Below are 26,541 nucleotides of genomic sequence, written 5' to 3' on the forward strand. Positions count from 1 at the left end.
ACGGGCGTCGGCGGTGGCACGATCAGGTGCATGCCCGAGACGTCACGTCGCACCCAGCGCTTCCTCGGACGTCTCCCGGTGTTGGCCGCGGTCCTGATCGCGGGGTCGGTCACCGCCTACGTCGCGCTCGCGCTGACCCGACCGGCGACCATGTGGTGGCTCGGCGACCTGCGGGTCTACCAGGCCGGCGGGCGGGCCATCCTGGACGGTCGCGGGCGGCTCTACTCGATGTCGGTCGGGATGGCCCACCTGCCGTTCACCTACACCCCCTGCGCGGCGCTGCTGTTCACCCCGCTGGCCTGGTTGCCGTGGGGCGTGCTGCGCTGGGTATCGGTCGCGGGCAACCTCGCGCTGCTCACCCTGGCCGCGCACCTGGCCTGGGGCATGGTCGGCGTGCGCCGCCCGCGCCGACTGCCCGCGGCGGCGATCACCGCCGCCGTCCTGCTGTGGAGCGAACCCGTCCAGGAGACGCTGCGGTTCGGCCAGATCAACCTGCTCCTGCTGGTGGTGATCCTGGCCGACCTCTCCCGCGCGCCCGATGCCCGGCTGCGCGGCTGCGGGGTGGGCCTGGCGGCCGGGCTCAAGCTCACCCCGGCGATCCTGATCCCCTACCTGTTCCTGACCGGCCGCACGCGTGAGGGACGCAACGCCGTCCTCGCGCTCGGTGCCGGGCTGTTCGTCGCCTTCGCCGTACTGCCGCGCGAGTCGCTGCGCTACTGGGGCGGCCTGTTCCTCGACGACACCCGGGTCGGCCCGGTCCAGGTCCCGGGCAACCAGTCGCTGCGCGGGATACTGATCCGGCTCACCCACGAGGCACCCCCGCCGGGGCCGCTGTGGTTCGCGATCGCGGGCGCGGTCGGCGTCGGCGGCCTCGCCCTGGCCGCGGTGATCGGCCGCAGCCGACCCGACGACCCGCGCCGCGACCTGGCCGGGCTGTGCGTCACCGCGCTGACCGGACTGCTGGTGTCGCCGATCTCGTGGACCCACCACTGGGTGTGGATCGTGCCCGGCGGTGTGCTCCTGGTCGACGTCGCCCGGCGGTCGGGTCCGTTCCGGATCCGGGCCGGGCTCGCCGCGCTCGCCCTGGTCGCGCTCACCGCCGCGGTGCCGGGACGCCGGGTGGAGCTGCCGGTGCCGGTGCCGACCGGGCTGATCTGGCAGGTGCCCTATCGCGACGGCCGCGAACTGCGGCTCGCCGGGTGGGATCTGGTGCTGGCCGACGCGTACACTCTCGCCGGGCTGGCCGCGCTGCTCACGATCGCGGTGGGTCTGGCGGCGAGCCGGCGAAAGTGCGCGAGCCCGTCGGTGGAAGCCGTTACGCTCGACCCGCCGGAACCGGCGGGCCGACCGTCCCCGGGGAGTTCCACGCCCACCCCGGCCGGGGTGTAGCCCCCGTCCACAACGGACGCGGGGTCACGGTCCGCGGTTCCCGTCCGCGGCACTGGACGCCGGGCCGTTTCGACCGTGTGGATATCCTGACCCGGCGCCACCCGGCCTGGCGCCCATTGAACCGTGCAGTTGTGGAGTCCCCGACCGACATGTCCTTGCCCCGCGTGCTCGTCACCTCCTGCCGCGAGTTGTTGACGCTCGCGCCCCGCGTCCCGTTCGGGCACGAGCACAGCCGGGAACCCCGTCGGCCGGGACGCGTCGCGCTCGTCGGCGGCGCCCTGATGGTGCTCTCGCTCGGCCTGTGGGCGCTGTGGACCTACCTCAACCGCCGCGACATGTGGCACATGCTCGACCTGAGCGTCTACCACGACGCCGTGCACAGGTTGCGCGACGGCGACCGGATCTACACCGAGAACTACGGCAAGTGGGAACTGCCCTTCATCTACCCGCCGATTTCCGGGCTGCTCTTCTACATCGTGCTGCCGCTGGGCTTCGCCGGCCTCAAGTGGTTCATGGCGTGCCTCAGCCTGCTGTCGCTGTTCGCCGTGGTCTGGGCCTCGTGGGGGATGCTCGGCTACCGCCGCGGCGCGGGCCGGTTCGGGGTCAGCGCGGCCACCTTCGCCGTGGTCCTGTGGCTGGAGCCGGTGGAATGGACGCTCGTGTGGGGGCAGATCAACCTGCTGCTCCTGGCGCTGATCGTGCTCGACCTGGCGCTGCCCGACGATCGCCGCTACAAGGGCATCGGGGTCGGCGTCGCGGCCGGCCTCAAGCTCACCCCCGCGATCTTCGTGGTGTACCTGCTGATCACCCGCCGGTTCCGGGCCGCCGCGGTGGCCTCCGGCGCGTTCGTCGGCACCGTCCTGGTGGGTCTGGTCGCCGCGCCGTCGGCGTCCGCGTACTACTGGGCGAACCTGGTGTCGATCAGCGGCAAGGTCAATTCCAAGCTCAGCGTCGGCACCCTGAACAACCAGTCGGTACAGGGCATGTTCACCCGCATGCTCGGTGACGGCGGGCCGGCCAAGGGGCTGTGGCTGCTGCTCTGCCTGGTCATCGGGGCGCTGGGCCTGCTGGCCGCCGCCCGCGCCTCGCTCTACGGCAACGAGCTGGTCGGCGTGGTGATCACCGGCGGCCTGTCGCTGTTCGTCTCGCCCATCTCGTGGTCGCACCACTGGGTGTGGGTGGTGCCCGTGTTCGTCCTGCTCACGCACACCGCGCTGACCCGGGCGAGACCGCTGTGGTGGTGGCTCACCGGCGCCTTCTTCGCGTTCTTCGCGGCCTGGCCGATGCGACTGAACGTCCTCGGCGACTGGGACGGCACGCAGACGCTCCAGCCGTGGGGCCTGATCTGGCTCGCCCCCCGGGACGGCGACCGCGAACGGCACTGGACACCGCTCGAGTTCGTGCTGGGCAACGGCTACCTGTTCGCCGGCATCGTGCTCACCCTGATCCTGGTCCTGCGCATCCTGCGCGACCGCGGCCCGCTGCCGACGCTTCCCGCACAGGCCGCCGAGAGCGCGCCCGCGACCGCCACGCCCGACAGCCCCGCTCCGGACCCGGTCTCCGGCGGCTCCGGGCGTCGCTGAGCCCGTCCAACGCGACATAGGCTGACCTCGAACGAAGACCCACCGGAAGAAAGCAGAGGACCCGTGGACGCCCACGTGGACGCGGCCCCGCCGCCTACCCGGGAGGGCGGCGTCGACGCTCCCAGCGACCGGATCGTGACGATCCCCAACCTGCTCAGCTTCGCCCGCCTGCTCGGCGTCCCGGTCTTCCTGTGGCTCATCCTGGCGCCCGAGTTCGGCGGCCCCAAACACGACCTGTGGGCGCTCGCGCTGCTCATGCTCAGCGGGATCAGCGACTACCTCGACGGCAAGCTGGCCCGCCGCTGGAACCAGGTCAGCAAGGTCGGCGCGATCCTGGACCCGGCCGCCGACCGGCTCTACATCCTCGCCACCCTGGTCGGCCTGACCTGGCGCGAGATCCTGCCGATCTGGCTGACCGCGATCATCCTGGGCCGCGAGTTGTTCATGGGCGTGGTGCTGTTGATCCTGCGCCGGCACCGCTACGGCGCGCTCTCGGTCAGCTTCGTCGGCAAGGCCGCGACCTTCAATCTCATGTACGCCTTCCCGCTCCTGCTGCTCAGCGACGGCACCGGACGTGTCGCAACTCTCGCCGCGATCTTCGGATGGGCGTTCGCCTGGTGGGGTACTGCGCTGTACTGGTGGGCAGGAGTCCTCTACGCAGCCCAGGCCAAACGGCTCGTGGCCGCGGACAAGGCGAGTCGCACAGCGACCGCCGGGTAGCGAAGGGATCGCCGGACAACGCGGCGATCACGAGATACTCAAACCACGCCACCCGGCCCCGGCAATTCAGCCGTGGGTGCGGGTGGTGTGACGCGATAGGAGGACGAGACCGATGAAGGCCGTCGTCATGGCCGGAGGCGAAGGCACCCGCCTGCGCCCGATGACCTCCAGCATGCCCAAGCCGCTGCTGCCGGTGGTCAACCGACCGATCATGGAGCACGTGCTACGGCTCCTCAAGCGCCACGGGCTTTCCGAGACCGTCGTCACCGTCCAGTTCCTCGCGTCGCTCGTACGCAACTACTTCGGCGACGGCGAAGAACTCGGCATGAGCCTGACGTACGCGAACGAGGAGACTCCGCTCGGCACCGCGGGCAGCGTCAAGAACGCCGAGGAGGCGCTCAAGGACGACACGTTCCTGGTCATCTCCGGCGACGCACTCACCGACTTCGACCTCACGGCGCTGGTCGAGTACCACCGGGCCAAGGGGGCCCTGGTCACCGTGTGTCTGACCCGGGTGCCCGACCCCCTCGAATTCGGCATCACGATCATCGACGACGAGGGCCGGGTGGACCGGTTCCTGGAGAAGCCGACCTGGGGTCAGGTCTTCTCGGACACCGTCAACACCGGCATCTACGTGATGGAACCCGAGGTCTTCGACTACGTCGCCGCGGGCGTGTCCGTGGACTGGTCGGGCGACGTGTTCCCCAAGCTGCTCAAGGAGGGCAAGCCGATCTACGGCTATGTCGCCGAGGGCTACTGGGAGGACGTCGGCACCCACGAGAGCTACCTCAAGGCCCAGGCCGACGTGCTCACCGGCAAGGTCGACGTGGACATCGACGGCTTCGAGTTGTCGCCGGGCGTATGGGTCGCCGAGGGCGCCGAGGTGGACCGCGACGCGATCCTCAAGGGCCCGCTCTACATCGGCGACTACGCCAAGGTCGAGGGCGGCGTGGAACTGCGCGAGCACACCGTGCTCGGCTCCAACGTGGTGGTCAAGCGCGGCGCCTTCCTGCACAAGGCGGTGGTGCACGACAACGTCTACGTCGGCCCGCAGACCAATCTGCGCGGCTGTGTGATCGGCAAGAACACCGATGTGATGCGCGCCGCCCGGATCGAGGAGGGCGCGGTCATCGGCGACGAGTGCCTGATCGAGGAGGAGTCGCTGGTCGCCGGCGACGTGCGGATCTACCCGTTCAAGACGATCGAGGCCGGCGCGGTCGTCAACACCTCGGTGATCTGGGAGTCGCGCGGCCAGAAGTACCTGTTCGGCCCACGCGGGGTCTCCGGAATCCTCAACGTCGAGATCACCCCCGAACTCGCCGTCCGGCTGGCCGGGGCCTACGCCACCACGCTCAAGAAGGGCGCCACCGTCACCACCGCGCGCGACCACTCGCGCGGTGCCCGGGCGCTCAAGCGCGCGGTGATCTCCGCGCTCCAGGCCAGCGCGATCAACGTGCGCGACCTGGAGAACGTGCCGATGCCGGTGGCCCGTCAGGAGACCGCGCGCGGCTCGGCCGGCGGGATCATGATCCGCACCACGCCCGGGGTGCCGGACTCCGTGGACATCATGTTCTTCGACGAGCGCGGGGCGGACCTCTCGCAGGCCGCGCAGCGCAAGCTCGACCGGGTCTTCTCACGCCAGGAGTATCGCCGGGCCTTCCCCGGCGAGATCGGTGAACTCACCTTCCCCGCACGGCCGTTCGACAGCTACTCCGGATCGCTGCTGAAGGCCCTGGACATCACCGGGGTGCCCGAATCCGGGCTCAAGGTGGTGGTGGACGCCGCGCACGGCAACGCCGCGCTGCTGCTGCCCAGCATCCTGGGCCGGTTGGGCATCGACGCGCTCACCGTCAACTCCGGGCTCGACGACGCCCGGCCCACCGAGACCGCCGACGAGCGGCACGAGGGGCTGCTGCGGCTCGGCGAGCTCGTGGCCTCCTCCAAGTCCGGGTTCGGCGTGCGCTTCGACCCGGTCGGCGAGCGCATGTCGCTGGTGGACGAGCGCGGCCGGATCATCGACGACCACCGGGCGCTGCTCGTACTGCTCGACTGCGTGGCGGCCGAGCGCGGCGGCGGCAAGATCGCGCTGCCGGTGACCACGACCCGGATCGCCGAGCAGGTCGCGGCCTATCACGGCGTCCAGGTGCAGTGGACCACCACCTCGCCCGACGACCTGGCGCGGGTCGCCCAGTCCGACGACACGATCTTCGGCGGCGACGGGCGCGGCGGGTTCGTCATCCCCGAGTTCAGCACCGTCTTCGACGGCACCGCCGCGTTCGTCCGGCTGATCGGCCTGGTCGCGCGCACCCAGCTGACGCTGAGCCAGATCGACGCGCGCATTCCGCGCGCACACGTGCGCCGGCGGGACGTGGCCACGCCGTGGGCGGCCAAGGGCATGGTGATGCGCCGCGTGGTCGAGGCCGCGGGCGACCGGGAGATCGACACCACCGACGGCGTGCGCGTGGTGGAGACCGACGGCCGCTGGGCGCTGGTACTGCCGGACCCGGCCGAGGCGGTCACGCACGTGTGGGCCGAGGGCCCCGACGACGACGCCGCGGACGAACTCCTCGACGAGTGGAGCCGGGTGGTGGAGCACGCGGGCGACTGACGCCCGTTCGCCCGGCTCCGATCCCGCTCGCCGGCCGCCGCCGTCGGCGGTGGCCGGGAGTGTCTTGTAGGGTCTCTTCCGGCCGTGGATCGCCGCACGCGATCCGCGGCCGGATCCCGTATCGGACCCTGCAACGGGCACTCCGACCGGCATGGAACGATGGGGCGCATGTCATCGCGGGAGACACCGGGAACAAGCCGGTACAGGCGGCCGGACGCCTCGATGTCCCTGCTCGTGGACATGATGACCAACAGCCTCGACGCCGGCTACGCGGAGGCCACCGCGCGGCGTGCGGTGCGCGGCGACACCGGCATGAACAAGGGGCCGCTGGCCCGGATACTCGCGGTCGTCGGGGTCGCGCTGATCGCGATGATCCTGATGGTCGCCGCGATGAAGGTGCACGCCGCCGCGCCGCAGGCCGAGCGCGAGCGGCACCAGTTGGTCGACCGCATCCACGCCGACGAGGCCGAGGTGGACGGCCTCCAGTCCACCGTGGAACGGTTGCGCGACGAGGTGGACGCGATCCAGGAGGTCTCCCTGCCCAAGGGGGCCAAGGACCGGGTCGAACTGCTCGCGCTGCTCACCGGATCCGAACCGGTCGAGGGACCGGGGCTGAAGGTGGTCGCCGACGACGCCAAGGGCTCGGACAACAGCAACGGCACCAGCGACCCGCGCCAAGCCGAGGCCGCGGCGAATGGCCGGATCCTGGACCGGGACCTCCAGCGGCTGGTCAACGGCCTGTGGAAGGCCGGCGCCGAGGCCATCTCGATCAACAACCAGCGGCTGACCGCGCTGTCCGCGATCCGCGCCGCCGGTGCCTCGATCCTGGTCGACAACCGCCCGCTCGCGCCGCCCTATACGATCCTGGCGATCGGCAACGCGAAGCCGATGCAGGTGGAGTTCATGGTCGGCGCGGACGGGCGGTATCTGCGCCAGTTGCAGGAGAACTACGGGATCCGGGTCAATCTGAGCGCGCAGAAGAAGATGAAGCTGCCCGCCGCCCTGGGCACCTCGCTGCGCTACGCGAACCCGGCGGGCGCACCGCCGCCGGCCCCGCCGCCGAGCACCCCGGCCAAGCCGACCCCGAGCCCACCGCCCGCCTCGCCCACGGGCACCGGCGGACCGCCGAGCGGTTCGGCCCGGCCGACCGGCGCGCCGACAACGTCGCAAAAGGCGACCGAACGAAAGGGTAAACAGTGATCGCGGTCCTCGGCCTGGTCCTCGGGGTCGTGGTCGGGTATCTCGCCCGACCCGTGATCCCGCACGAGCTGGAGCCGTACCTGCCCATCGCGGTCGTGGCCGCCCTCGACGCGGTCTTCGGCGGCCTGCGCGCACTGCTCGACGGCATCTTCGACGACAAGGTCTTCGTGGTCTCGTTCCTGTCGAACGTGGTCGTCGCGGCCCTGATCGTCTTCCTCGGCGACAAGCTGGGCGTCGGCGCGCAGTTGTCCACCGGCGTGGTGGTCGTGCTCGGCATCCGGATCTTCTCCAACGCGGCGGCCATCCGGCGGCACGTCTTCCGGGCCTGACGGGGAGTCACACATGGCCGACGAAACGGACGAGACGCGCGGGCGACACGCCCGCCACGACGAGGATCCCCGGGAGTTGGGGCTCCCGCGCCCACCGGAGGAGCCGCAACGCCCGCCGGCGCGGGAGCCGGCTCCGGATCCTATTCCGGCGGCGATTTCGGCTGCGGTTCCGGATCCGGAACCCGATCCGGAACCGGTGCCGGCACCCGGGATCGAGTCGGAGCCGGAGGCGCCGTCCGCCCGCAAGCCCACGATCGAGACCCGGCGCCCGGTCGACCTCTACCACGAGGGCCGGCACATCCGGGAGCGGATCCGCGAGCAGGCCGCCGAGGTGACCTCGGAGATCGCGCCGATCACCGCGCCGGTGCGCGAGTCCGCACACGAGATCCGGCACAGGCTCCCGGCGCGCGAACCGCGTGAAACACCCGAACCGGGCGACCCGTCCGAACTCCCGCACGCGGGGGCGCGCGCCGAAGCGCGCGACACGCCCGGGCCGGAATCGGATTCGGTCGAGGCCGTGGCGCCCGACGGGGCGGACCGGATCGATCCGCACCCGGTGGCGTCACATGCCGCCGAGCGGGTCGACGACCAGCCGGGTCGGCGCCGGCTGATCGAGGCGTTCTGGCCACCGCGCGTGAGCCGGGCCCAACTCGTGGGCGCCGTGCTGCTGTTCGCGCTCGGCGCCGGGCTGGCCATCCAGGTCAGATCGAACAACGAGTCGGACCCGCTGCGCGGCGCGCGGCAGGAGGACCTGGTCCGGGTGCTGGACGAACTCAACGCGCGCACACGGCGGTTGGAGGACGAGAAGCATCGCCTGGAGAACAGCCGCACACAGCTGCAGAGCAGCAACGACCGGGTCCAGGAGGCCCGGCAGCAGAACGCGGCCAAGGCGGACGCCCTGGGCGTGCTGGCGGGCACCGTCAAGGCGAGCGGGCCCGGCATCACGCTGACGATCACCGATCCGCAGCGCCAGGTCACCGGCGACGTGCTGCTCGACACGCTCCAGGAACTGCGCGCGGCGGGCGCCGAGGTGATCCAGATCAACGATGTCCGCGTGGTGGCCGGCACCTGGTTCAATGGCACGCCGCCCGGCGACATCCTGATCGACGACGTCAAGGTGCTGCCGCCGTACGTGTTCAAGGTGATCGGCAATCCGCAGGATCTCCAGCCCGCGCTGAACATCCCCGGAGGCGTGGTGAAGACGCTGGAGAAGAAGCAGGCGGGGGCCATCGTCACCCCCTCGCAGGACGTGCAGATCGACGCCTTGCGGCCTGCGAACAAGCCTGGTTACGCTCGCTCGGCACCGGGCGCCGGTAACGGGTGAGCACACCTGACAGAATCAGTCCGCCGGTCGCCGTCGGTGCATCACTCATCAGGGCAAGAAGGGCAGGCTGTCCGCATGTACCCCGCAGATCTCGCGTACACGACGGAGCACGAATGGGTGCGCGTCATGGAAGAGATCTCCGGGACGGTGCGGATCGGCATCACCGAATACGCGCAGGACGCGCTCGGTGACATCGTCTACGTCACGCTGCCGCCGGTCGGCACCCGCGTCGTGGCCGGAGAGCCCTGCGGCGAACTGGAATCGACCAAGAGTGTCAGCGACCTCTTCGCACCGCTCGACGGCGTCGTGACCACCGTCAACGACGCACTCGACGGCGCACCGGAGTTGGTCAACTCCGATCCCTACGGCGATGGTTGGATGTTCGAGGTGCGCCTCGACGACCCCGCCGCCCCGGCCGCGCTCTTGGACGCGGCCGCCTACCAGAACAGCCTGGGCTCCTGACGGCCCGGCGAAGCGGTAGGCAGTCCATCACCACGACCCACTCCTCCTGCCCCACGGGCGGGCCAGGTTCTCTCGGGGAGGTTCGCCCGTGAAGTTGTTCGCGAAATTGTTCGGTCGTTCCCGTCGCTCCGGCGACGCGCCGGCTGCCGATGCGGGAAGGTCCGGCAATCCGCCGGCCGCCCCGCCGACGATGCCGCCGGGTTCCCCCAACGGGGCCTCCACCGGCGCGTCGCCCGCTCCCGCCCCCGCCCCTCGGATGGGCGAATCCGACGCCACCGCCGGGCATGTCGCTGTTGACCAGGAACACACGGCGCGCATAAGTTTCGGACAACTCTCGACCGAAGGTCGAGGTTCGACCGGGACGGGTCAGGAGGCCGACGTGGTCGTGTGCGGCACCTGTGGGCATCACAACCCGCCCGGCGGCCGGTTCTGCTCCAACTGCGGCGCGCGTCTGGGCGCCGGCGCCGAGCGGGCGTCGGAGCAGACCTCGACCATCTCGATCAGCGGCATCGAGGCGCTGGACGCGGAACCCGCGCCCCGCGAGATCCTGACCCCCGAGGCGCAGGCCGCGGTGGACGCGCTGCCGCCGGGGACCGCGCTCCTGGTGGTGCGCCGGGGCCCCAACTCCGGCAGCCGCTTCCTGCTCGACTCGGACCGCACCACGGCCGGTCGGCACCCGCAGAGCGACATCTTCCTCGACGACGTGACGGTCTCGCGCAAGCACGCCGAGTTCCGCCGCACCGCCGGGGGCTTCGCGGTCGCCGACGTGGGCAGCCTGAACGGCACCTACGTGGGCCGCGAGCGCATCGACGAGGTCCCGCTGACGCCGGGCGACGAGGTCCAGATCGGCAAGTACCGGCTGGTCTTCTTCCCGAGCAGGCAGGGGCTGATGGGGTGAGTTCGGCGGCGGCCGGATCGGTCTCCTCGAGCATCGGCGGGGTGTTGACCCTGTTGCGTCCCGAGTTCCCGGACATCAGCATCTCCAAGATCCGGTTCCTCGAGGCGGAAGGGCTCATCGAGCCGCAGCGGAGCCCGTCGGGCTACCGCAAGTTCGGCCCCGCCGACATCGAACGACTGCGCTACGTGCTGCGTGTGCAGCGCGACCGCTACCTGCCGCTGCGGGTGATCAAGGACCAGCTCGACGCGATGGATCGTGGGCTCGAACCGGCCGGCCCGACCCCGGCCGAATCCGAGCACCCCCGGAACGGGGACGGCGATCCCGGAGCGGCCGGCCGGGACGGGGGCACGGTGCTCCTCGACCGGCCGGGGCTGATCGCCGCGGCCGGCATCCAGGACGCGGACCTGGCCCGCCTGGAGGAGTTCGGCCTGATCCAGCCGCACCGCCCGCGCCCCGACGAGGCCGGTGCGGACGCGGCCGAGGAGGGTGTGGTCTACGACGGGGACGCGCTCGTGGTGGCCCGCCTGGTGGCCGCGCTGGGCCGCTACGGCGTCGAGCCGCGTCACCTGCGACAGGCCAAGGCCGCGGCGGACCGCGAGGCCGCCCTGGTCGAGCAGATCGTCGCGCCGCTCCTGCACCGCAGGGGCGCCCGCGCGAAGGCGGGCGCCGAGGAGACCGTCCGCGACCTGCTGGCGCTCACCTCGCGCCTGCACACCGTCCTGGTCACCACCGCGCTCGCGCCACGCCTGGGCCGCTGACCGGCGCGCCCGCTCGGCGCCCTACCCCGGCGTACGGTCGCCGCCGGGCCTCGGACCCGCGCCGGCCCCCCGACGGCGCCACGAAGAAAAAACGACGAATCCCCGACCTATTCGGCCCCCGGGGATCGGTCACCGACAGTCGAGCGCGCTAGTGTGGCGATGTGAACGAGCTAGAGGTTGTGGGCGTCCGGGTGGAGATGCCCTCTAACCAGCCGATCGTGCTCCTACGGGAGACGGGGGGCGATCGTTATCTCCCCATCTGGATCGGCCCGGTAGAGGCGACGGCCATCGCGTTCGCCCAACAGGGCGTGGTACCCGCGCGTCCTCTGACGCACGATCTCTTCCGGGACGTGCTGGAGGCGTTGGGGCAGGAATTGACCCAGATCCGGATCACCGACCTGCGCGAGGGCGTGTTCTACGCCGAGCTGGTCTTCTCCGGCGGCGTGGAGGTCAGCGCGCGCCCGTCGGACGCGATCGCGCTCGCGCTGCGCACCGGGACGTCGATCGTGGGCAGCGACGCGGTCCTGGACGAGGCCGGCATCGTGATCCCCAATGAGCAGGAGGACGAGATCGAGAAGTTCAGGGAGTTCCTGAACGACATCTCGCCCGAGGACTTCGGCACCACGAGCCAATAGCCGGCCCGCTCCGGCCCGGCGCATCCTCGGAACCGTCGACCGACCCCCTCGCCTCCTGGGCGGCCGGGTCCCGGTCGGCGGTTCTTCGCGTCTCGGACCCGATCGGGGTCGATCGGTTTCGGGCAGAAGCGATCAGCGGCAAAGCCGGCAGACCTACCCGTGTGCGCCGGGCTCAAACCACTCGTGCGAGCAGCGTCACTCGGCGTGCCGAACGCCCCGGTCGTTGACGCGCTGTTGGTGACTGCCTACCGTCGAAATCGACAGTTCCGGGATGACCCCTGCGCGTTGCACCTCGCCGCCTGCGGCCCGGGATTGAAGGAGACTCCTCGCGCCGTACCCGGGCGCGCGGGGACGAAAGGGAGGTCGGCGTGAGCAGCACCGGCGACATCACGGCGGCGGAGCGCGCCCGCACGGCACGTCCTCTGCCGGCGACCGACCCCGGTGCGGGCCTCCGGCGGCCGGACATCGTCCCACCCGGCACTCCGTCGGAGGACGTGGGCTACCGCGGCCCGACCGCCTGTGCGGCGGCCGGCATCACCTACCGGCAACTCGACTACTGGGCCCGCACCGGCCTGGTCGAGCCCACGGTCCGCTCGGCCCACGGCCCGGGCACGCAGCGGCTGTACGGCTTCCGCGACATCCTCGTGCTGAAGATCGTCAAGCGGCTCCTGGACACCGGCGTCTCGCTGCAGAACATCCGGATCGCGGTCGCCCACCTGCGCGGACGCGGCATCGGCGACCTGGCCGGGATGACCCTGATGAGCGACGGGGCGAGCGTGTACGAGTGCACGTCCTACGACGAGGTCATCGACCTGGTCCAGGGCGGCCAGGGGGTCTTCGGCATCGCGGTGGGGGCGGTGTGGCGCGAGGTCGAGGGCTCGCTCGCGCAGCTCCAGGGCGAGCACACCGGCACCGGGGAGCCGACCCCGCAGGTCCATCCGGGCGACGAATTGGCCCGCAGGCGTCGAGAACGCGCGGTCTGATCGGCGATACCGCCGGTGGGAACCGGTGCGCGGGGCGGGACGTCCACGTGGATGTGCCCATTCGTCGCCCCACCCTGCCCCGCTCCCGGCGTGCCCAACGGCGCGGTTACCAGGCCGTCGTCCTGCTCACGGTGGCCGGACTGGCCCCGGTGACGGGGCTGCACCTGTACGCCGGGGACCGGGTGCGCTCGGTGGAACGGGTGCCCGCGCGCGACGTCACGATGGTGCTCGGCGCGGGCGTGCGGGGGGATCGGCCGTCGGATCTGCTGGCCCGCCGACTCGACGTGGCGCTGCGGCTGTACCGGGCCGGCAAGACCCGGGTGATCCTGGTCAGCGGCGACGGCGGCGACAACCGCTACGACGAGACCGGGGTGATGCGGCGCTACCTCGTCGAGCGCGGAGTCCCGGACAAACGCGTCGTGAGCGACGATTCGGGATTCTCCACCTGGGATTCCTGCGCCCGGGCGAAGCGGATCTACGGCATCGAGCGGATGATCGTGGTCACGCAGAGCTTCCATCTGCGGCGTGCGCTGGCGCTGTGCAAGGCCGCCGGCATCGATGCCTACGGTGTTCCGGACCGATCCCTGACGTGGGGTCACATCGGACCCACCGTGTACGGAACCGGCCGCGAGGTGCTCGCCGCGATCAAGGCGACCGGAACGATCGTGTTCAAGCCGGACCCCCGGGTGACCGGTCGCCCCAGCGACGCGATCCGGCGCGCCCTGGAGGACTGACCCCGGGGGCGACCGCCCGCCCGGTGTCTCGCTGCGGCGCGCCCGAACGACCGTTCACCGGGGATGTCGGACCGGTGCGTCATGATTGCGCGGTGTGAGACAGGCGCCGGGCATCCTCCACCTCGACATGGACGCGTTCTACGCGTCGGTCGAGCAGGTCGCCAAGCCCAGCCTGGCCGGCAAGGCCGTGATCGTGGGCGGCATCGGCGCCCGGGGTGTCGTGGCCACCGCCTCCTACGAGGCCCGGGTCTTCGGCGTACGCTCCGCGATGTCCATCGGCGAGGCCCGCCGGCGCTGCCCCAACGCCGCCTTCCTCAGCCCCCGCTTCGGCCTCTACCGGCAGGTCAGCGACACCGTGATGGAACTGCTGCACCGGCTGTCCCCGCTGGTCGAACCGCTCAGCCTGGACGAGGCGTTCATCGACCTGGACGCGGGCCCGCACGGCGGCGCCCTGGACACCGCCCGGGTCACCGAGATCGCCGTGCGCCTGCGCGCCGACATCCACGCCGCCACCGGCCTGACCTGCTCGGTCGGCGCGGCCACCTCCAAACTGCTGGCCAAGATCGCCTCTGAGGCGGACAAGCCCGACGGGTTGTGCGTGGTGGTGCCCGGCACCGAACGGGCGATGCTCGACCCGCTCCCGGTGCGCGCGCTGCCCGGGGTGGGCCCGGCCACCGGCGACGTGCTGCGCCGGGCCGGCCTGGACACCGTCGCCGACCTGGCCGCGGTGGACGAGAGCGAACTGGTACGCCTGCTCGGCCAGGCGCACGGACACGGCCTGCACGTCCTGGCCGCGGGCCTGGACGCGCGCCCGGTGGTGGCCGACCGGGACGCCAAGTCGGTGTCGGTCGAGGACACCTTCGCCACCGACCTGGTCGACCGCGAGCGGATCACCAGGGAATTGGACCGCCTCTCGATCCGCTGCGTGGAGCGGCTGCGCGCGGCCGGCCGCTCCGGCCGCACCATCGTGTTGAAGCTGCGCCGCTACGACTTCAGCACGCTCACCCGCTCGGAGACGCTGCGCGGCCCCACCGACGACCCGGGCGTGGTGCGCGAGACGATCCGCCGACTGGCCGCCCAGGTGGACGTCACCGGCGGGGTGCGGCTGCTCGGGGTGGGCGTCAGCGGCCTGGCCGACTTCGCCCAGCAGGACCTGTTCGGCGCCGCCGACACGCCGGCGGAGGAGCCGGAGGACGACGACGCGGGGCCGGCGGGGGAGGAGCCCGCCGAGGCCGGCCCCGAGCGGGTCTCCTGGTCCCCGGGCCAGGACGTGGTCCACGAGGACTTCGGCCCCGGCTGGGTCCAGGGCAGCGGCGTCGGCCGCGTCACGGTGCGCTTCGAGGTCCCGGGCGGAAAGCCGGGCCGGGTGCGCACGTTCGCCCTCGCCGACCCGGCGCTGCGACCGGGGGAGCCGCTGCCCCTCCCGGGCACGGGCGACGCGGACGACCGGCCCGCCGGACCCGCCGACCCCGGCCCGCCGCCTCCGCCGCCCCCGTCGACCTGACAACCCGCACCCCTCCGGCCTGGCGTCCCGTCCGTATCCGATGCCACGCTGATACCGTTGAAGCCGCCCATTACGTTCGCGCGGGAGAGTTCTCGTGTTCGTCCGCACGAGGCGCCGAAGGAGCAACTCCTCCCCGGAATCTCTCAGGCACCCGTACCGCGTGGTCGTGGGCACTCTGGAAAGCAGGATCCGCACGTGGCTCGCCGAGTCGGGTCGGATCCTCGCCGACGGTGCAAATCGCGTTCGTGGGACCGGCCCCGCCGGTGTTCCGGGCGGGGTGAAGCTCTCAGGTACCGATGACAGAGGGGGAGGCCGGTGGGCGCGCGACCCGCGTGTCCGTCCAGGAGCGATCCAGGAGGCCTTTCGCGATGACACCGCGCACCCCTGCCCCGACGCGTGCTCACGCCGTACTCCCCTCCGGCCCCGGCTCGTTGACCGGCCTGGAGGCCGCGTCGCCGTTCACCGGCCGGCACATCGGTCCGGACACCGACGAACAGGCGAAGATGCTCGCCGCGATCGGTTACGGGTCCCTGGACGAGCTGACCGACGCGGCGGTGCCCGCCGCGATCCGCGCGCTCGCGGGCTTCGAGTTGCCGGCCGCGCGCACCGAGGCCGAGGTGCTGGCCGAACTGCGCGAGCTGGCCTCCCGCAACACCGTGCTGACCTCGATGATCGGGCTCGGCTACCACGGCACCTTCACCCCGCCGGTGATCACCCGCAACGTGCTGGAGAACCCGGCCTGGTACACCGCCTACACGCCCTACCAGCCGGAGATCTCCCAGGGCCGGTTGGAGGCGCTGCTCAACTTCCAGACCGTGGTCACCGACCTGACCGGCCTGGACGTGGCCGGCGCCTCGCTGCTCGACGAGTCCACCGCCGCCGCCGAGGCGATGACGCTGGCCCGCCGGGCGGGCCGGGCCAAGAGCGACGTGTTCGTCGTGGACGCGGCCACGCTGCCGCAGACCATCGCCGTGGTGCGCACACGCGCGCGGGCGCTGGGCATCGAGGTCGTGGTCGCCGACACCGCCGACGGGCTGCCCGAGGGCGGCTGCTTCGGGGTGCTGCTCCAGTACCCGGGCACCGACGGTCTGGTTCGCGACCTGACCCCGGTGATCGAGGCCGCGCACGCGCAGGGCGCGCTGGTGGCGGTCGCCGCCGACCTGCTCGCGCTCACCGTGCTGCGCGCGCCCGGCGCGATGGGCGCCGACATCGCGGTCGGCACCACCCAGCGGTTCGGGGTGCCGATGGCCTTCGGCGGCCCGCACGCGGGCTACCTGGCGGTCCGCGAGAAGCTGACCCGCAGCATGCCGGGCCGCCTGGTGGGGGTGTCGGTGGACGCCGACGGCGCGCCCGCGTACCGGCTCGCGCTGCAGACCCGCGAGCAGCACATCCGCCGGGAGAAGGCGACCAGCAACATCTGCACCGCCCAGGTGCTGCTCGCGGTGATGGCCGGGATGTACGCGGTCTACCACGGGCCGGACGGGCTCGCCTCGATCGCGCGCCGCACGCACCGCTACGCGGCCGTGCTGGCGGGCGGGCTGCGGGCCGGCGGCGTCGAGGTGGTGCACGGCGACTTCTTCGACACGGTCACCGCCCGGGTGCCGGGTCGGGCCGAGCAAGTGCTCGCGGCGGCCCGCGCGGCCGGCGTCAACCTGCGGCCGGTGGACGCGGACCACGTGGCGATCACGTGTGACGAGACCACGCTGCGGGCGCACGTCGAGGCGGTCTGGGGCGCGTTCGGGGTGAGCGGCGACGTGGCCGCGCTCGACGCCGAGACCGCCGACGCGCTGCCCTCGGGGCTGCTGCGCGACACCGAGTTCCTGACCCACCCGGTCTTCCACACGCACCGCTCCGAGACCGACATGCTGCGCTACCTGCGTCGGCTCGCGGACAAGGACTACGCGCTGGACCGGGGCATGATCCCGCTCGGCTCGTGCACGATGAAGCTCAACGCCACGGTCGAGATGGAGCCGATCACCTGGCCCGAGTTCGCGAACATGCACCCCTTCGCGCCGGTCGACCAGGCGGCGGGCTACCTGGAGTTGATCGACGGGCTGGCCGACTCGCTGGCCCGGATCACCGGCTACGCCAAGGTCTCGCTCCAGCCCAACGCCGGCTCCCAGGGCGAACTCGCCGGGCTGCTCGCGGTCCGCGCGTACCACCACGCCAACGGCGACACCGCACGCGACGTGTGCCTGATCCCCTCCTCCGCGCACGGCACCAACGCGGCCAGCGCGGTGATGGCGGGGATGCGCGTGGTGGTGGTCAAGACCGGTGAGAACGGCGACGTGGACCTGGCCGACCTGCACGCGAAGATCGAGCAGTACCGGGACACGCTCGCGGTGCTGATGGTGACCTACCCGTCCACGCACGGCGTGTTCGAGGAGGGCATCGAGCAGGTGTGCGCGGCCATCCACGAGGCCGGCGGCCAGGTGTACGTGGACGGCGCGAACCTGAACGCGCTGGTCGGCCTGGCCCAGCCCGGCGGCGCGATCGGCGCCGACGTGTCGCACCTGAACCTGCACAAGACGTTCTGCATCCCGCACGGCGGCGGCGGCCCCGGCGTCGGCCCGGTCGCGGTGCGCGCGCACCTGGCGCCGTACCTGCCCAACCACCCGCTCCAGCCCACCGCGGGCCCGGAGACGGGCGTGGGACCGATCTCGGCGGCCCCGTGGGGCTCCGCGGCGATCCTGCCGATCCCGTGGACCTACCTGCGCCTGATGGGCCCGGAGGGGCTCAAGGAGGCCACCCAGGTGGCCGTGCTCGGCGCCAACTACATCGCCAGGCGGCTCGCGCCGCACTTCCCGGTGCTCTACACCGGCCCGAACGACCTGGTCGCCCACGAGTGCATCATCGACCTGCGCGGGATCACCAAGGCCACCGGCGTCAGCGTGGACGACGTGGCCAAGCGGCTGATCGACTACGGGTTCCACGCGCCGACGATGTCCTTCCCGGTGCCGGGCACGCTGATGATCGAGCCGACCGAGAGCGAGAACCTGCACGAGATCGACCGGTTCTGCGACGCGATGATCGCGATCAAGGGCGAGATCGACCGGGTCGCCTCGGGTGACCTGCCGGCCGACGACAACCCGCTGGCGAACGCCCCGCACACCGCCGCGCTGCTGGCCGGCGAGTGGGCGCACGCCTACACGCGCGAGGAGGCGGTCTTCCCCGCCGGGGTGGTGCCGGCCGAGAAGTACTGGCCGCCGGTGCGCCGGATCGACGGCGCCCAGGGCGACCGCAACCTGGTCTGCTCGTGCCCGCCGATCGAGGCGTACGGCGCCAACTGATCCGCGGGCCCGCGCGGCCCGTCCCCGAGCCGGCGCTCAGGGGCGGGCCGCGCCGTAGGTCAGCAGGCGGGCCACCGAGGCGGCGAAGCCGGGCCTGGCGGCCAGGTCGCTGCCCAGGACGCCGAACATCAGCGCGCCGCTGAGCGATTCGAACAGCAGATCCGCGTCCAGGTCGGGGCGGGCCTGACCCCGCGCGATCGCGTCCGCGACGAAGGCCCGGAAGATCGCCCGGACGGGATCCATTCGGGCCACGAGCAGATCCTTGAGTTCGGGCTGGTCGCGGTACTCGGCGAGCAGCCCGGGGACCGCCGCCGCGGTCTCCGGGCGGCGGAAGGACTCGAGCGCGGCCTCGGCGAAGCGCGACACGCCCGTGGCGAAGTCCTCGTGCGGCAGCGGCCGGAAGCTCATCTCGCGGGCCGGGTACACCGCCTCGTGCACCAGGTGCGCCTTCGACGGCCAGCGGCGGTACACGGTCGGCCTGGTCACCCCCGCGCGGCGGGCGACCGCGTCGATACTGACCCGGTTGTACCCCTGCTCGGCGACCAGTTCGCGGGCCGCGGCCAAAATCGACTCGTCGGTGCGCGGGTCACGCGGGCGACCGGGCCGAGGGGTGTCGCCAGTGTCGCCAATGCCCATGGGGACAAAACTCCGAGTCTCGCGCGCAGCCGGTGCCGCTCGGACTGTATCGGGACCGCGGGCGCGGGGGCTCCGGGTCGACCCGGGCTCCGCGCCGCCGCCGGACCGGGTCGCGGGCAGACGAGAGCCGGAGGTCGTTCCGAGGGACCTCCGGCTCGTCAGGGCCGTGCGAACGGTTCAGGCCGCCGAAACCAACCCCACCCGGGGTCGGTGCGGGGCGATGGTGCGTCCGTCCGGCAGCAGTTCGCCCGTGTCCTCGAACAGGACGACGCCGTTGCACAGCAGGCTCCATCCCTGTTCGAAATGAGCGGCCACGACGACGGCGGCCTCACGATCGGGGCTGTCCGCCGGGGGGCAATGCGGTCGGTGCTGGCACATCCTCGTACCTTCTCTGTCTGCGCGGAGCGCGCCGGGCCCCATTGCCCGGCAGATCACAGTCTCCGCCTTGAAACCGCCTCGCGCAGGACTTATCGCGGTTCTCACCCGACTGCGCCCAAGATGTGACCACACGTGTGAACGGCCGGGTGTGATCAGCTGTCCGGAGCCCCCACGGCGGCCGGCCGGCGGGTACGCGCGGCCAGGACTTCGGCCAGTTCGGCCGCGGTGTATCCGCGCAGCGCCTGCACCCCGCAGGGCGCCGGGGCGAGCGGGATGAGCAGGTCGACACCGCCCGCCTCGTCCGCCAGCCAAAGCGCGACCATGTACATCCCGGGGACGTTCAGCAGGCGCGCCTCGTCGCGGCGCAGCAAAGTCCCCGGCAGTGCGCGGGCCGCTGCGGCGGCGGGCGCGGTGGCGACGGTGAACGGGCCCTCGACGAATCGGCCGACGCCGTGGCCGGTCGGGCCGGTGCGGACCTCGATGCCGCCGACGACCGTGTCGCCGGACCACATGAGCCAGCGCCAACCCACCTGCCGAGCGCTGCGGACACCGCGCTCGGAGACCAGGTCGAGCAGGTCGATCTCGAAGACGCGGTGCGGGAATCCGGCCGTGAGCGCGGCTTGATCGGCGCGGCAGTCGACGGGAAGCGATTCACGGGAATCGAGTACGGCTCGCGCCGCTCGTCGGGCCGATTCGGGAGCCTCGGGCACACGCAGGACCATGAGACCGCCTCATTTCGATGCAGAGTCCAAGAAACCCGGAAAATCCGGGGAGGGGAAAGCGGCGCTGTGCTGTGGGGAACCGGGTATCCGGCCGGGGGACGACCCGGCGGCGTACAGAGGGACCCGGCAGGGCCGGTCAGCGCATTGTACCGAAACGGCTGCGAAAAGTAACGGTGTATTGCGAACTGACACCCGATTGAAGACCTTTTGGAACAGTCTCGATCAGGGGAAAAGTGAGGACATCACGTCGTCGAGGGTGGCCAGGCCCAGCGGTGCGGAGTCCGGCGCCAGTACCAGGGCCAGGTGGGTGCGGGAGCCGCGCATGCGGGCCAACAGGCCGGTCAGCGCGGTATCCGGGGTGACGGTGACAAGCGGATAGACCGGTACGGAACCGTCCGTTTCGGGCGCCAGTACGTCGAGCACGTGGACGTAGCCCTCGGGGCGCCCGGCGCGGTCCAGGACGGGGAAGCGGGACAGTCCGGTGCGCACCGCGACCTCTTCGAGGGCCGCCGCCGACACCGGGGCGGGCAGCGCCACCACGTCGGACCACGGGCGCAACACCTCGGCGGCCGTCCCGGAGTGCAGCGCGAGCGCGCCGGCGAGCCGGTCGTGCTCGTCCACGTCGAGCAGGTCGTGCTCGCGCGACTCGGCGAGCAGCGCCGGAAGTTCCTCGATCGTGTACACGCTGCGCACCTCGTCCACCTGCCGCACTCCGAAGACGCGCAGGCACAGGTTGGCGGCGTGGTTGAACAGCCACAGGATCGGCGCGGTCACCCGGGCGAACACCAGCAGCGGCGGAGTCAGCCACATCGCGCATTCCTCGGGGCCGGCCAGCGCGATGTTCTTGGGCACCATCTCGCCGAGCACCATGTGGCAGAACACCACCACGGCCAGGCCCACCACGAAGGCGATCGGGTGCACCGCGCCGGCGGGCAGGCCCAGTGCCTCGATCGGGGTGCCGAGCAGGTGCGCGAGGGCGGGTTCGGCCACCGCGCCCAAGCCGAGCGAGGCCACCGTGATGCCGAGTTGGGCGGCGGCGAGCATGGTGGACAGCCGGCCCATCGCGGTGAGCACCATCGTCGCCCGGCGCGAGCCGGCCTCGGCCCGGGGCGCGATCCGGGTGCGGCGGGCGGAGATCACCGAGAACTCGGCGCCGACGAAGAACGCGTTGGCCGCGAGCAGGACCAGCGACAGCAGCAGGTCGCCCATCACCCGTCGGTCTCCGTCCGCAGTTCCACCTCGTCGATCCGGTGCCGGTCCATCCGGACCACGGTGAGCCGCCGGCCGGCCACGTCCACGTGGTCGCCCACCTGCGGCAGCCGGCCCAGTTCGGCCAGGATCAGGCCGGCCAGCGTGTTGTAGTCGCCGACCGGCATGCGCCAGCCGCCGGCCTCCTCGACCTCGTCGGCGCGCAGCAGGCCGGACAGGCGCAGCACGTGGGTGCTCGGGGGGCGCTGCGGCGGCGCGTCCGGCTCGTCGGCCGGGTCGTGTTCGTCGGCGAGGTCGCCGACCAGTTCCTCGGCCAGGTCCTCGGCGGTCAGCACGCCGGCGGTGCCGCCGTACTCGTCGACCACGACGGCCAGCTGGGTGCGGCCCTCGCGCAGGCGCTCCACGGCGCGTTGGAGGTCGAGCGAGGTGGGCACCAGGACCGGGGCGCGGGCGATCCGGGTGAGCGGGGTGTGCGGGCGCTCCGCGGCGGGCACGCGCAGCGCGTCGCGGACCACGGCCACGCCGACGATCTCGTCCAGGTCCTGGCCGCGCACCGGGATCCGGCTGTGGCCGCACGCGCGGGCGGTGTCGAGCAGTTCGGTCACCGACGCGGTCGCGGGCAGGGTGATCAGTTCGGTGCGCGGGGTCATCGCCTCGGCGGCCTGTTTGCCGGCGAAGCGCAGGGCGCGGTTCAGGATCCGGGCGGTGCCGACCGGCAGCGCGCCGGCACGGGCCGAATGCCGGACCAGTTGGGCGAGTTCGTCGGGGGAGCGGGCCGAGCCGAGTTCCTCCTGCGGCTCGATCCCGAGCCCGCGCACGAGGACGTTGGCGGAGCCGTTGAGGAAGACGATCAGCGGGCGGCAGAGCCGGGAGAAGCCGATCTGGAACGGGCCGGCGACGCGGGCGACGCCCAGGGGGCGGGCGATCGCGGCGTTCTTGGGCACGAGTTCGCCGAGCACCATCTGCAACGCGGAGGCCAGTACGAGGGCGGCGAACCTGGGGAGGCGGAACGCGGCCTCGGCGAGGTAGCCGGCGACCAGCGAGGTCAGCGTGATGCCGAGTTGGGCGCCGGAGAGTTGGAAGGAGAGGGTGCGCAGGCCGTGGAGTACGCGCCGGGCGCCGCGGTCGCCGGCTTCGGCTCGGGCGGCGACGTCGCTGCGCTCGACGGTGACGAGGGAGAACTCGGCGGCGACGAACATGCCGTTGCCGGCGATGAGGAGTAGGAGGAGGCCGATGGCGAGGGGGGTGTCGATGGGGGCCTCCGGGGGAGCGGGCGCTCGTGCGCTCTTGCCCGGTGGGCGCGGGAGTATGCGTTCGGCCGCCCATCCGGGGGCCTTGTCCTCAAACGCCGGACGGGCTGGATTGGTGGCGCCGTGTGCGGAGGTTGCGGTTGGGTGGTGCTTTGTCCTCAAGCGCCGGACGGGCTGGAGTGTGTGTCGTTCGATGCGTGGGCTGCGGTCGGGTGTTGTCCTCAAGCGCCGGACGGGCTGGATTGGTGGTGCCGTGTGTGGAGGTTGCGGTTGGGTGGTGCTTTGTCGTCAAGCGCCGGACGGGCTGGGTTTGGTGGAGCCGTGTGTAGGGGTTGCGGTTGGCTACGGGGTTACGAAGGTGTAGCCGTTGGACTTTAGTTCGGGGATTATTTGTTCGAGCATTGTCATGGTTTGGCTGCGTTCGCCGCCGCCGTCGTGGCACAGGATGATGCCTCGGGGGCCGAGTTGGCCGTGGACGTTCTGGAGCATCTTGGGGACGCCGGCCTTCTGCCAGTCGTTGGTGTCCACCGTCCAGTGCAGTGAGCCCATGCCCAGCGATGCGGCGGTCTGGCGGACCTCTTCGGACCAGTTGCCGCCCGGGGCGCGGAACCAGCGCACGGGCGTGCCGGGGGAGGCCTTGTGGATCCACTCCAGGGTCTCCTGCATCTGGCCGTGCATCTCCTGCGGTGTGCGCTTCTTCAGGTTGATGTCGTGCGTCATGGTGTGGTTGCACAACGTGTGGCCGGCCGCGACCACCTTGCGGACCAGGTCCGGGTGGTCCTTGGCCTGTTGGCCGACCATGCAGAAGGTGGCCTTGACGTCGTTGCGGGCGAGGATCGACAGGGCCTTGTCGGTCCACTCCGGCCACGGCCCGTCGTCCAGGGTCAGGGCGACCACCTTGCCCTCGCCCTTGACCTTGCTCACCAGGGTGGAGTCCACCGGCGGCTGCTGCGCGGCCGGCGGCGTGGCCGGCTCCTGTGCGTTCGGGCTGCCCGGCTGCAGCGGTGCCTGTATCTCCTTGGGTGCTTCGCCGGCCCGGGTCGAGGCCGCCGCCGACGACCAGCGACCGTCGCCGACGACATTCCATACGAGTGCGCCACAGACGAGGATCGCGATGACCGTGACCACTGCCTGGAATCGCAGACCCTGTATCGGCAGTGCCCGAATCAACCCCCGCACGACAACCCCCAAAAAGATCTCGCTTCGGCGCCTTGGGAAGAGGCCACCCTAGGTGATCGCCGACAAGGCTTGAAGATCGACCACCGGATGCATCCTCGATGTGATCAGTGACGTGGTTGTCAGCCTCGTGGTTCCCCTGTGATTCGTCACGGTCGATCGGTAATGTTCCCAATGTCGGCCCGATGCATCGGTTGGGGGGAACGTCGGCGGGAACGTTCGGCACGTCCCGATCCGACAGGTACCGGATTGCGACCACTCGACCGGCTCCGTACCGGAGTCGGGTTCCTGGGGAGGGGCATTCATGGGCGAAAAGGTCGAGGTCACCGAGTTCGGCCGGTCCGACCGGCAGCGTTACCGGCACAAATTGCGTCGCTGTCTGGAAACACTCCAACGCATGCTCGACGAGAACCGGTTCGAGAGCGCTCGAAAGCTCATGGGTGTCGAGATCGAACTCAACCTGGCCGATGCCGCGGGCCGGCCCCGGATGAGCAATGCCGAAGTACTGCGGCGGATAGCCAGCCCCGATTTCCAGACCGAACTCGGCCTCTTCAACATCGAGGTCAATATTCCGCCGCACCGGCTGACCGGGCCGGTGTTCTCCGAATTGGTGGAGGAACTGCGCACGAGTCTGGACTACGCGGATCGCAAGGCCGCCGAACTCGACGCGCGGATCGTGATGATCGGAATTCTGCCGACCCTCACCGACGCGCACATGGCGTTCGAGACGATATCCGACAACGCGCGCTACACGCTGCTCAACGACCAGATCCTGAACGCCCGCGGCGAGGACATCCGGCTGCGCATCGACGGCGTCGAGCGGCTGGACACCACCTCCACCACGATCGTCTCCGAGGCCGCGTGCACGTCGGTGCAGTTCCACCTCCAGGTCACGCCGCGCAATTTCGCCCCTCTGTGGAACGCGGCGCAGTCCATCACCGGGGTGCAGTGCGGCATCGGCGCGAACTCGCCGTTCCTGTTCGGTCGCGAGTTGTGGTGCGAGACCCGGCCGATCCTGTTCGAGCAGGCGTGCGACACCCGGCCGGAGGAATTGATCGCACAGGGTGTTCGGCCGCTGACCTGGTTCGGCGAACGCTGGATCGATTCGGTGGTCGACCTGTTCGAGGAGAACCTGCGGTATTTCCCGTCGCTGTTGCCGATCTGCGACGACGAGGATCCGATCGAGGCGCTGGATCGGGGCGACGTGCCGCATCTGCGCGAACTCAAGCTGCACAACGGCACCATCTACCGGTGGAACCGCCCGGTGTACGACGTCGCGCGCGGAAAACCGCATCTGCGGGTGGAGAACCGGGTGTTGCCGGCCGGACCGACCGTGGTCGACATCATGGCCAACGCGGCGTTCTACTACGGTCTGGTGCGCTCGCTGGTGGACGACGAACATCCGGTGTGGGAGCGGATGCCGTTCGAGGTGGCCACCGAGAACTTCCACGCGGGCGCCCGCTTCGGCATCGACGCCGAGTTGAACTGGCCCGGCCACGGCACCGTTCCGGTCACCCGACTGGTCCTGGACGACCTGCTGCCGCGTGCATACGAGGGGCTGGACCGGTGGGGCATCGACCCGCGCGAGCGGGACGAGTACCTGGGCATCATCGAGCAGCGCTGTCTGCTGCGGGTCAACGGGGCCGGCTGGCAGAGCGCCCAGTACCACCACTACCGCGACGCCAAGGGCATGGACCGGCTGGAGGCGCTGCGTGCGATGACCCTGCGGTATGCCGAGCACATGCGCGGCGGGGACCCGGTGCACACGTGGCCCGTGGGCTGACGGCGGGTTTATCCGCGCTCGATACCGTGTGCCTGTGATCACCGAGCCCGCGTCCGAGACCGTCGAGACGCCCACCGAGCCCCGGCGCCGCGTCCTGCGCTCCGAGGTGGTGCTGGTGCTGGCCCTGTCCCTGGGGGCGTCCGGGGTCTCCTCGCTGATCTCCTTCCTGGGTTCGCTGACCGCGCCGGGCGGGCTCGGTCACAAGGCCGCGGTGCTCAACGGTTCGCGCGCGGTGGATCGGCCCTGGTTGGACCTGGCCTGGCAGCTGTTCGGGATCGCCACCGCCCTGGTGCCGGTCTTCCTGGTCGCGCACCTGCTGATGCGCGAGGGCTCATCGATGCGCGTCCTGGGCGTGGACCGGACCCGTCCGTGGTGGGACCTGGGGCGCGGGACGGCGGTCGCGGCGGCGATCGGCGGGTCCGGCCTGGCGCTGTACCTGGGCGCGCACGCGGCCGGGGCGAACCTGACCGTGGTGCCCACCACGCTGCCCGACGTGTGGTGGCGCATCCCGGTCCTGGTCCTGTCCGCGATCCAGAACGCGGCCCTGGAGGAGGTGATCGTCCTCGGCTATCTGCTGCGCCGGCTCGACCAGTTGCGGATGCCGTGGGTCAAGGCGGTGGCGATCAGCTCGGTCGTGCGCGGCTCCTACCACCTGTACCAGGGCATCGGCGGGTTCTTCGGCAACGTGGTGATGGGCGTGCTGTTCTGCCTGCTCTACCGGCGCTGGGGACGGGTGATGCCGCTGCTCGTGGCGCACGCGCTGATCGACATCGTGGCGTTCGTGGGATACGTGCTGCTGGCGGGCCGGGTGGACTGGCTGCCGACGGCGTAGCGGCGGGCCCGACTTCGGGGCCGCGCGGTGTTGTCCTGGTCGGTCGCGGCGATCGATTTGTGGACTCGTGGGTACGTCTTGTGGGCGTCGTTGGTGTCTGATGGGCATTGTGGGCAGACCTCCATCGAGCGGGGTTCG

At 71.4% G+C, this 26,541-nt stretch carries 23 protein-coding genes and 1 riboswitch; of the genes, 17 read left to right on the top strand and 6 right to left on the bottom strand.

Annotated elements, in window-relative coordinates; genetic code table 11:
- Positions 1 to 30: 30 nt before the first annotated feature.
- The 15 genes from ACH4XV_RS04765 (at position 31) to gcvP (ending at position 18,417) form a co-directional block, all read left to right on the top strand.
- Entirely contained in the window at positions 31 to 1,389 is a 1,359-nt protein-coding gene (locus ACH4XV_RS04765) for a glycosyltransferase 87 family protein (protein ID WP_395786797.1), read from the top strand.
- A gap of 149 nt (positions 1,390 to 1,538) precedes the next feature.
- Complete coding sequence (locus ACH4XV_RS04770; RefSeq protein ID WP_395786798.1) at positions 1,539 to 2,972, top strand: glycosyltransferase 87 family protein; 1,434 nt, start codon at positions 1,539 to 1,541, stop codon at positions 2,970 to 2,972.
- A gap of 63 nt (positions 2,973 to 3,035) precedes the next feature.
- Complete coding sequence (locus tag ACH4XV_RS04775; protein ID WP_201260924.1) at positions 3,036 to 3,692, top strand: CDP-alcohol phosphatidyltransferase family protein; 657 nt, start codon at positions 3,036 to 3,038, stop codon at positions 3,690 to 3,692.
- A gap of 112 nt (positions 3,693 to 3,804) precedes the next feature.
- Positions 3,805 to 6,300, top strand: a complete 2,496-nt coding sequence (locus ACH4XV_RS04780) for a sugar phosphate nucleotidyltransferase (RefSeq protein WP_395786799.1) — start codon at positions 3,805 to 3,807, stop codon at positions 6,298 to 6,300.
- Between the two features lie 222 nt (positions 6,301 to 6,522).
- Positions 6,523 to 7,500 (top strand): DUF881 domain-containing protein, encoded by a 978-nt coding sequence (locus ACH4XV_RS04785; protein WP_395786800.1) that lies wholly within the window; start codon positions 6,523 to 6,525, stop codon positions 7,498 to 7,500.
- Complete coding sequence (locus ACH4XV_RS04790) at positions 7,497 to 7,829, top strand: small basic family protein (RefSeq protein ID WP_020548716.1); 333 nt, start codon at positions 7,497 to 7,499, stop codon at positions 7,827 to 7,829. Before ACH4XV_RS04785 ends, ACH4XV_RS04790 begins: the two co-directional genes overlap by 4 nt.
- 541 nt (positions 7,830 to 8,370) lie before the next feature.
- Positions 8,371 to 9,153 (top strand): DUF881 domain-containing protein, encoded by a 783-nt coding sequence (locus tag ACH4XV_RS04795; protein WP_395787062.1) that lies wholly within the window; start codon positions 8,371 to 8,373, stop codon positions 9,151 to 9,153.
- 75 nt (positions 9,154 to 9,228) lie between these two features.
- On the top strand, positions 9,229 to 9,615 hold the full coding sequence (gene gcvH, locus ACH4XV_RS04800; protein WP_126640677.1) for a glycine cleavage system protein GcvH: 387 nt from the start codon (positions 9,229 to 9,231) through the stop codon (positions 9,613 to 9,615).
- A 379-nt stretch (positions 9,616 to 9,994) separates the two neighbouring features.
- The gene (locus ACH4XV_RS04805; protein WP_395786801.1) at positions 9,995 to 10,513 is read left to right on the top strand and encodes an FHA domain-containing protein; all 519 of its coding nucleotides are present in this window, start codon (positions 9,995 to 9,997) and stop codon (positions 10,511 to 10,513) included.
- Positions 10,510 to 11,271: a MerR family transcriptional regulator gene (locus tag ACH4XV_RS04810; RefSeq protein ID WP_395786802.1), complete on the top strand. Its 762-nt coding sequence runs from the start codon at positions 10,510 to 10,512 to the stop codon at positions 11,269 to 11,271. Before ACH4XV_RS04805 ends, ACH4XV_RS04810 begins: the two co-directional genes overlap by 4 nt.
- Positions 11,272 to 11,432: 161 nt before the next feature.
- Positions 11,433 to 11,906: a bifunctional nuclease family protein gene (locus ACH4XV_RS04815; RefSeq protein WP_020548711.1), complete on the top strand. Its 474-nt coding sequence runs from the start codon at positions 11,433 to 11,435 to the stop codon at positions 11,904 to 11,906.
- Between the two features lie 368 nt (positions 11,907 to 12,274).
- Positions 12,275 to 12,889, top strand: a complete 615-nt coding sequence (locus ACH4XV_RS04820; RefSeq protein WP_395786803.1) for a MerR family transcriptional regulator — start codon at positions 12,275 to 12,277, stop codon at positions 12,887 to 12,889.
- Between the two features lie 47 nt (positions 12,890 to 12,936).
- On the top strand, positions 12,937 to 13,623 hold the full coding sequence (locus ACH4XV_RS04825; protein ID WP_395786804.1) for a vancomycin high temperature exclusion protein: 687 nt from the start codon (positions 12,937 to 12,939) through the stop codon (positions 13,621 to 13,623).
- 94 nt (positions 13,624 to 13,717) lie between these two features.
- Positions 13,718 to 15,127, top strand: coding sequence for a DNA polymerase IV (locus ACH4XV_RS04830; protein WP_395786805.1), 1,410 nt, complete (start codon positions 13,718 to 13,720; stop codon positions 15,125 to 15,127).
- 71 nt (positions 15,128 to 15,198) lie between these two features.
- A riboswitch (glycine riboswitch) is annotated at positions 15,199 to 15,296 on the top strand.
- A gap of 199 nt (positions 15,297 to 15,495) precedes the next feature.
- A complete protein-coding gene (gene gcvP / locus ACH4XV_RS04835; protein WP_395786806.1) occupies positions 15,496 to 18,417 on the top strand; it encodes an aminomethyl-transferring glycine dehydrogenase in 2,922 nt (973 codons plus the stop codon).
- Between the two features lie 36 nt (positions 18,418 to 18,453).
- On the opposite strand, the gene ACH4XV_RS04840 is transcribed toward gcvP, so the two are convergent.
- The 6 genes from ACH4XV_RS04840 to ACH4XV_RS04865 form a co-directional block, all read right to left on the bottom strand.
- The gene (locus ACH4XV_RS04840) at positions 18,454 to 19,053 is read right to left on the bottom strand and encodes a TetR/AcrR family transcriptional regulator (RefSeq protein WP_395786807.1); all 600 of its coding nucleotides are present in this window, start codon (positions 19,051 to 19,053) and stop codon (positions 18,454 to 18,456) included.
- A gap of 177 nt (positions 19,054 to 19,230) precedes the next feature.
- Entirely contained in the window at positions 19,231 to 19,431 is a 201-nt protein-coding gene (locus tag ACH4XV_RS04845; RefSeq protein WP_126640671.1) for a DUF5999 family protein, read from the bottom strand.
- A gap of 152 nt (positions 19,432 to 19,583) precedes the next feature.
- On the bottom strand, positions 19,584 to 20,153 hold the full coding sequence (locus ACH4XV_RS04850) for a hypothetical protein (protein ID WP_380000928.1): 570 nt from the start codon (positions 20,151 to 20,153) through the stop codon (positions 19,584 to 19,586).
- Between the two features lie 222 nt (positions 20,154 to 20,375).
- Complete coding sequence (locus ACH4XV_RS04855) at positions 20,376 to 21,362, bottom strand: hemolysin family protein (RefSeq protein WP_395786808.1); 987 nt, start codon at positions 21,360 to 21,362, stop codon at positions 20,376 to 20,378.
- Positions 21,362 to 22,561: a hemolysin family protein gene (locus ACH4XV_RS04860; protein WP_395786809.1), complete on the bottom strand. Its 1,200-nt coding sequence runs from the start codon at positions 22,559 to 22,561 to the stop codon at positions 21,362 to 21,364. Before ACH4XV_RS04860 ends, ACH4XV_RS04855 begins: the two co-directional genes overlap by 1 nt.
- Positions 22,562 to 22,954: 393 nt before the next feature.
- The gene (locus ACH4XV_RS04865; protein ID WP_395786810.1) at positions 22,955 to 23,740 is read right to left on the bottom strand and encodes a polysaccharide deacetylase family protein; all 786 of its coding nucleotides are present in this window, start codon (positions 23,738 to 23,740) and stop codon (positions 22,955 to 22,957) included.
- Positions 23,741 to 24,092: 352 nt separating this feature from the next.
- On the opposite strand from ACH4XV_RS04865, the gene ACH4XV_RS04870 reads away from it, so the two are divergent.
- Together ACH4XV_RS04870 and ACH4XV_RS04875 are read left to right on the top strand one after the other, a co-directional pair.
- On the top strand, positions 24,093 to 25,571 hold the full coding sequence (locus ACH4XV_RS04870; protein WP_395786811.1) for a glutamate--cysteine ligase: 1,479 nt from the start codon (positions 24,093 to 24,095) through the stop codon (positions 25,569 to 25,571).
- 28 nt (positions 25,572 to 25,599) lie between these two features.
- Positions 25,600 to 26,403, top strand: coding sequence for a CPBP family intramembrane glutamic endopeptidase (locus tag ACH4XV_RS04875; protein WP_395786812.1), 804 nt, complete (start codon positions 25,600 to 25,602; stop codon positions 26,401 to 26,403).
- The last annotated feature ends 138 nt before the right edge of the window (positions 26,404 to 26,541 follow it).

It is taken from the genome of Embleya sp. NPDC020630 (assembly GCF_044334985.1).
Classification (GTDB): Bacteria; Actinomycetota; Actinomycetes; order Streptomycetales; family Streptomycetaceae; genus Embleya.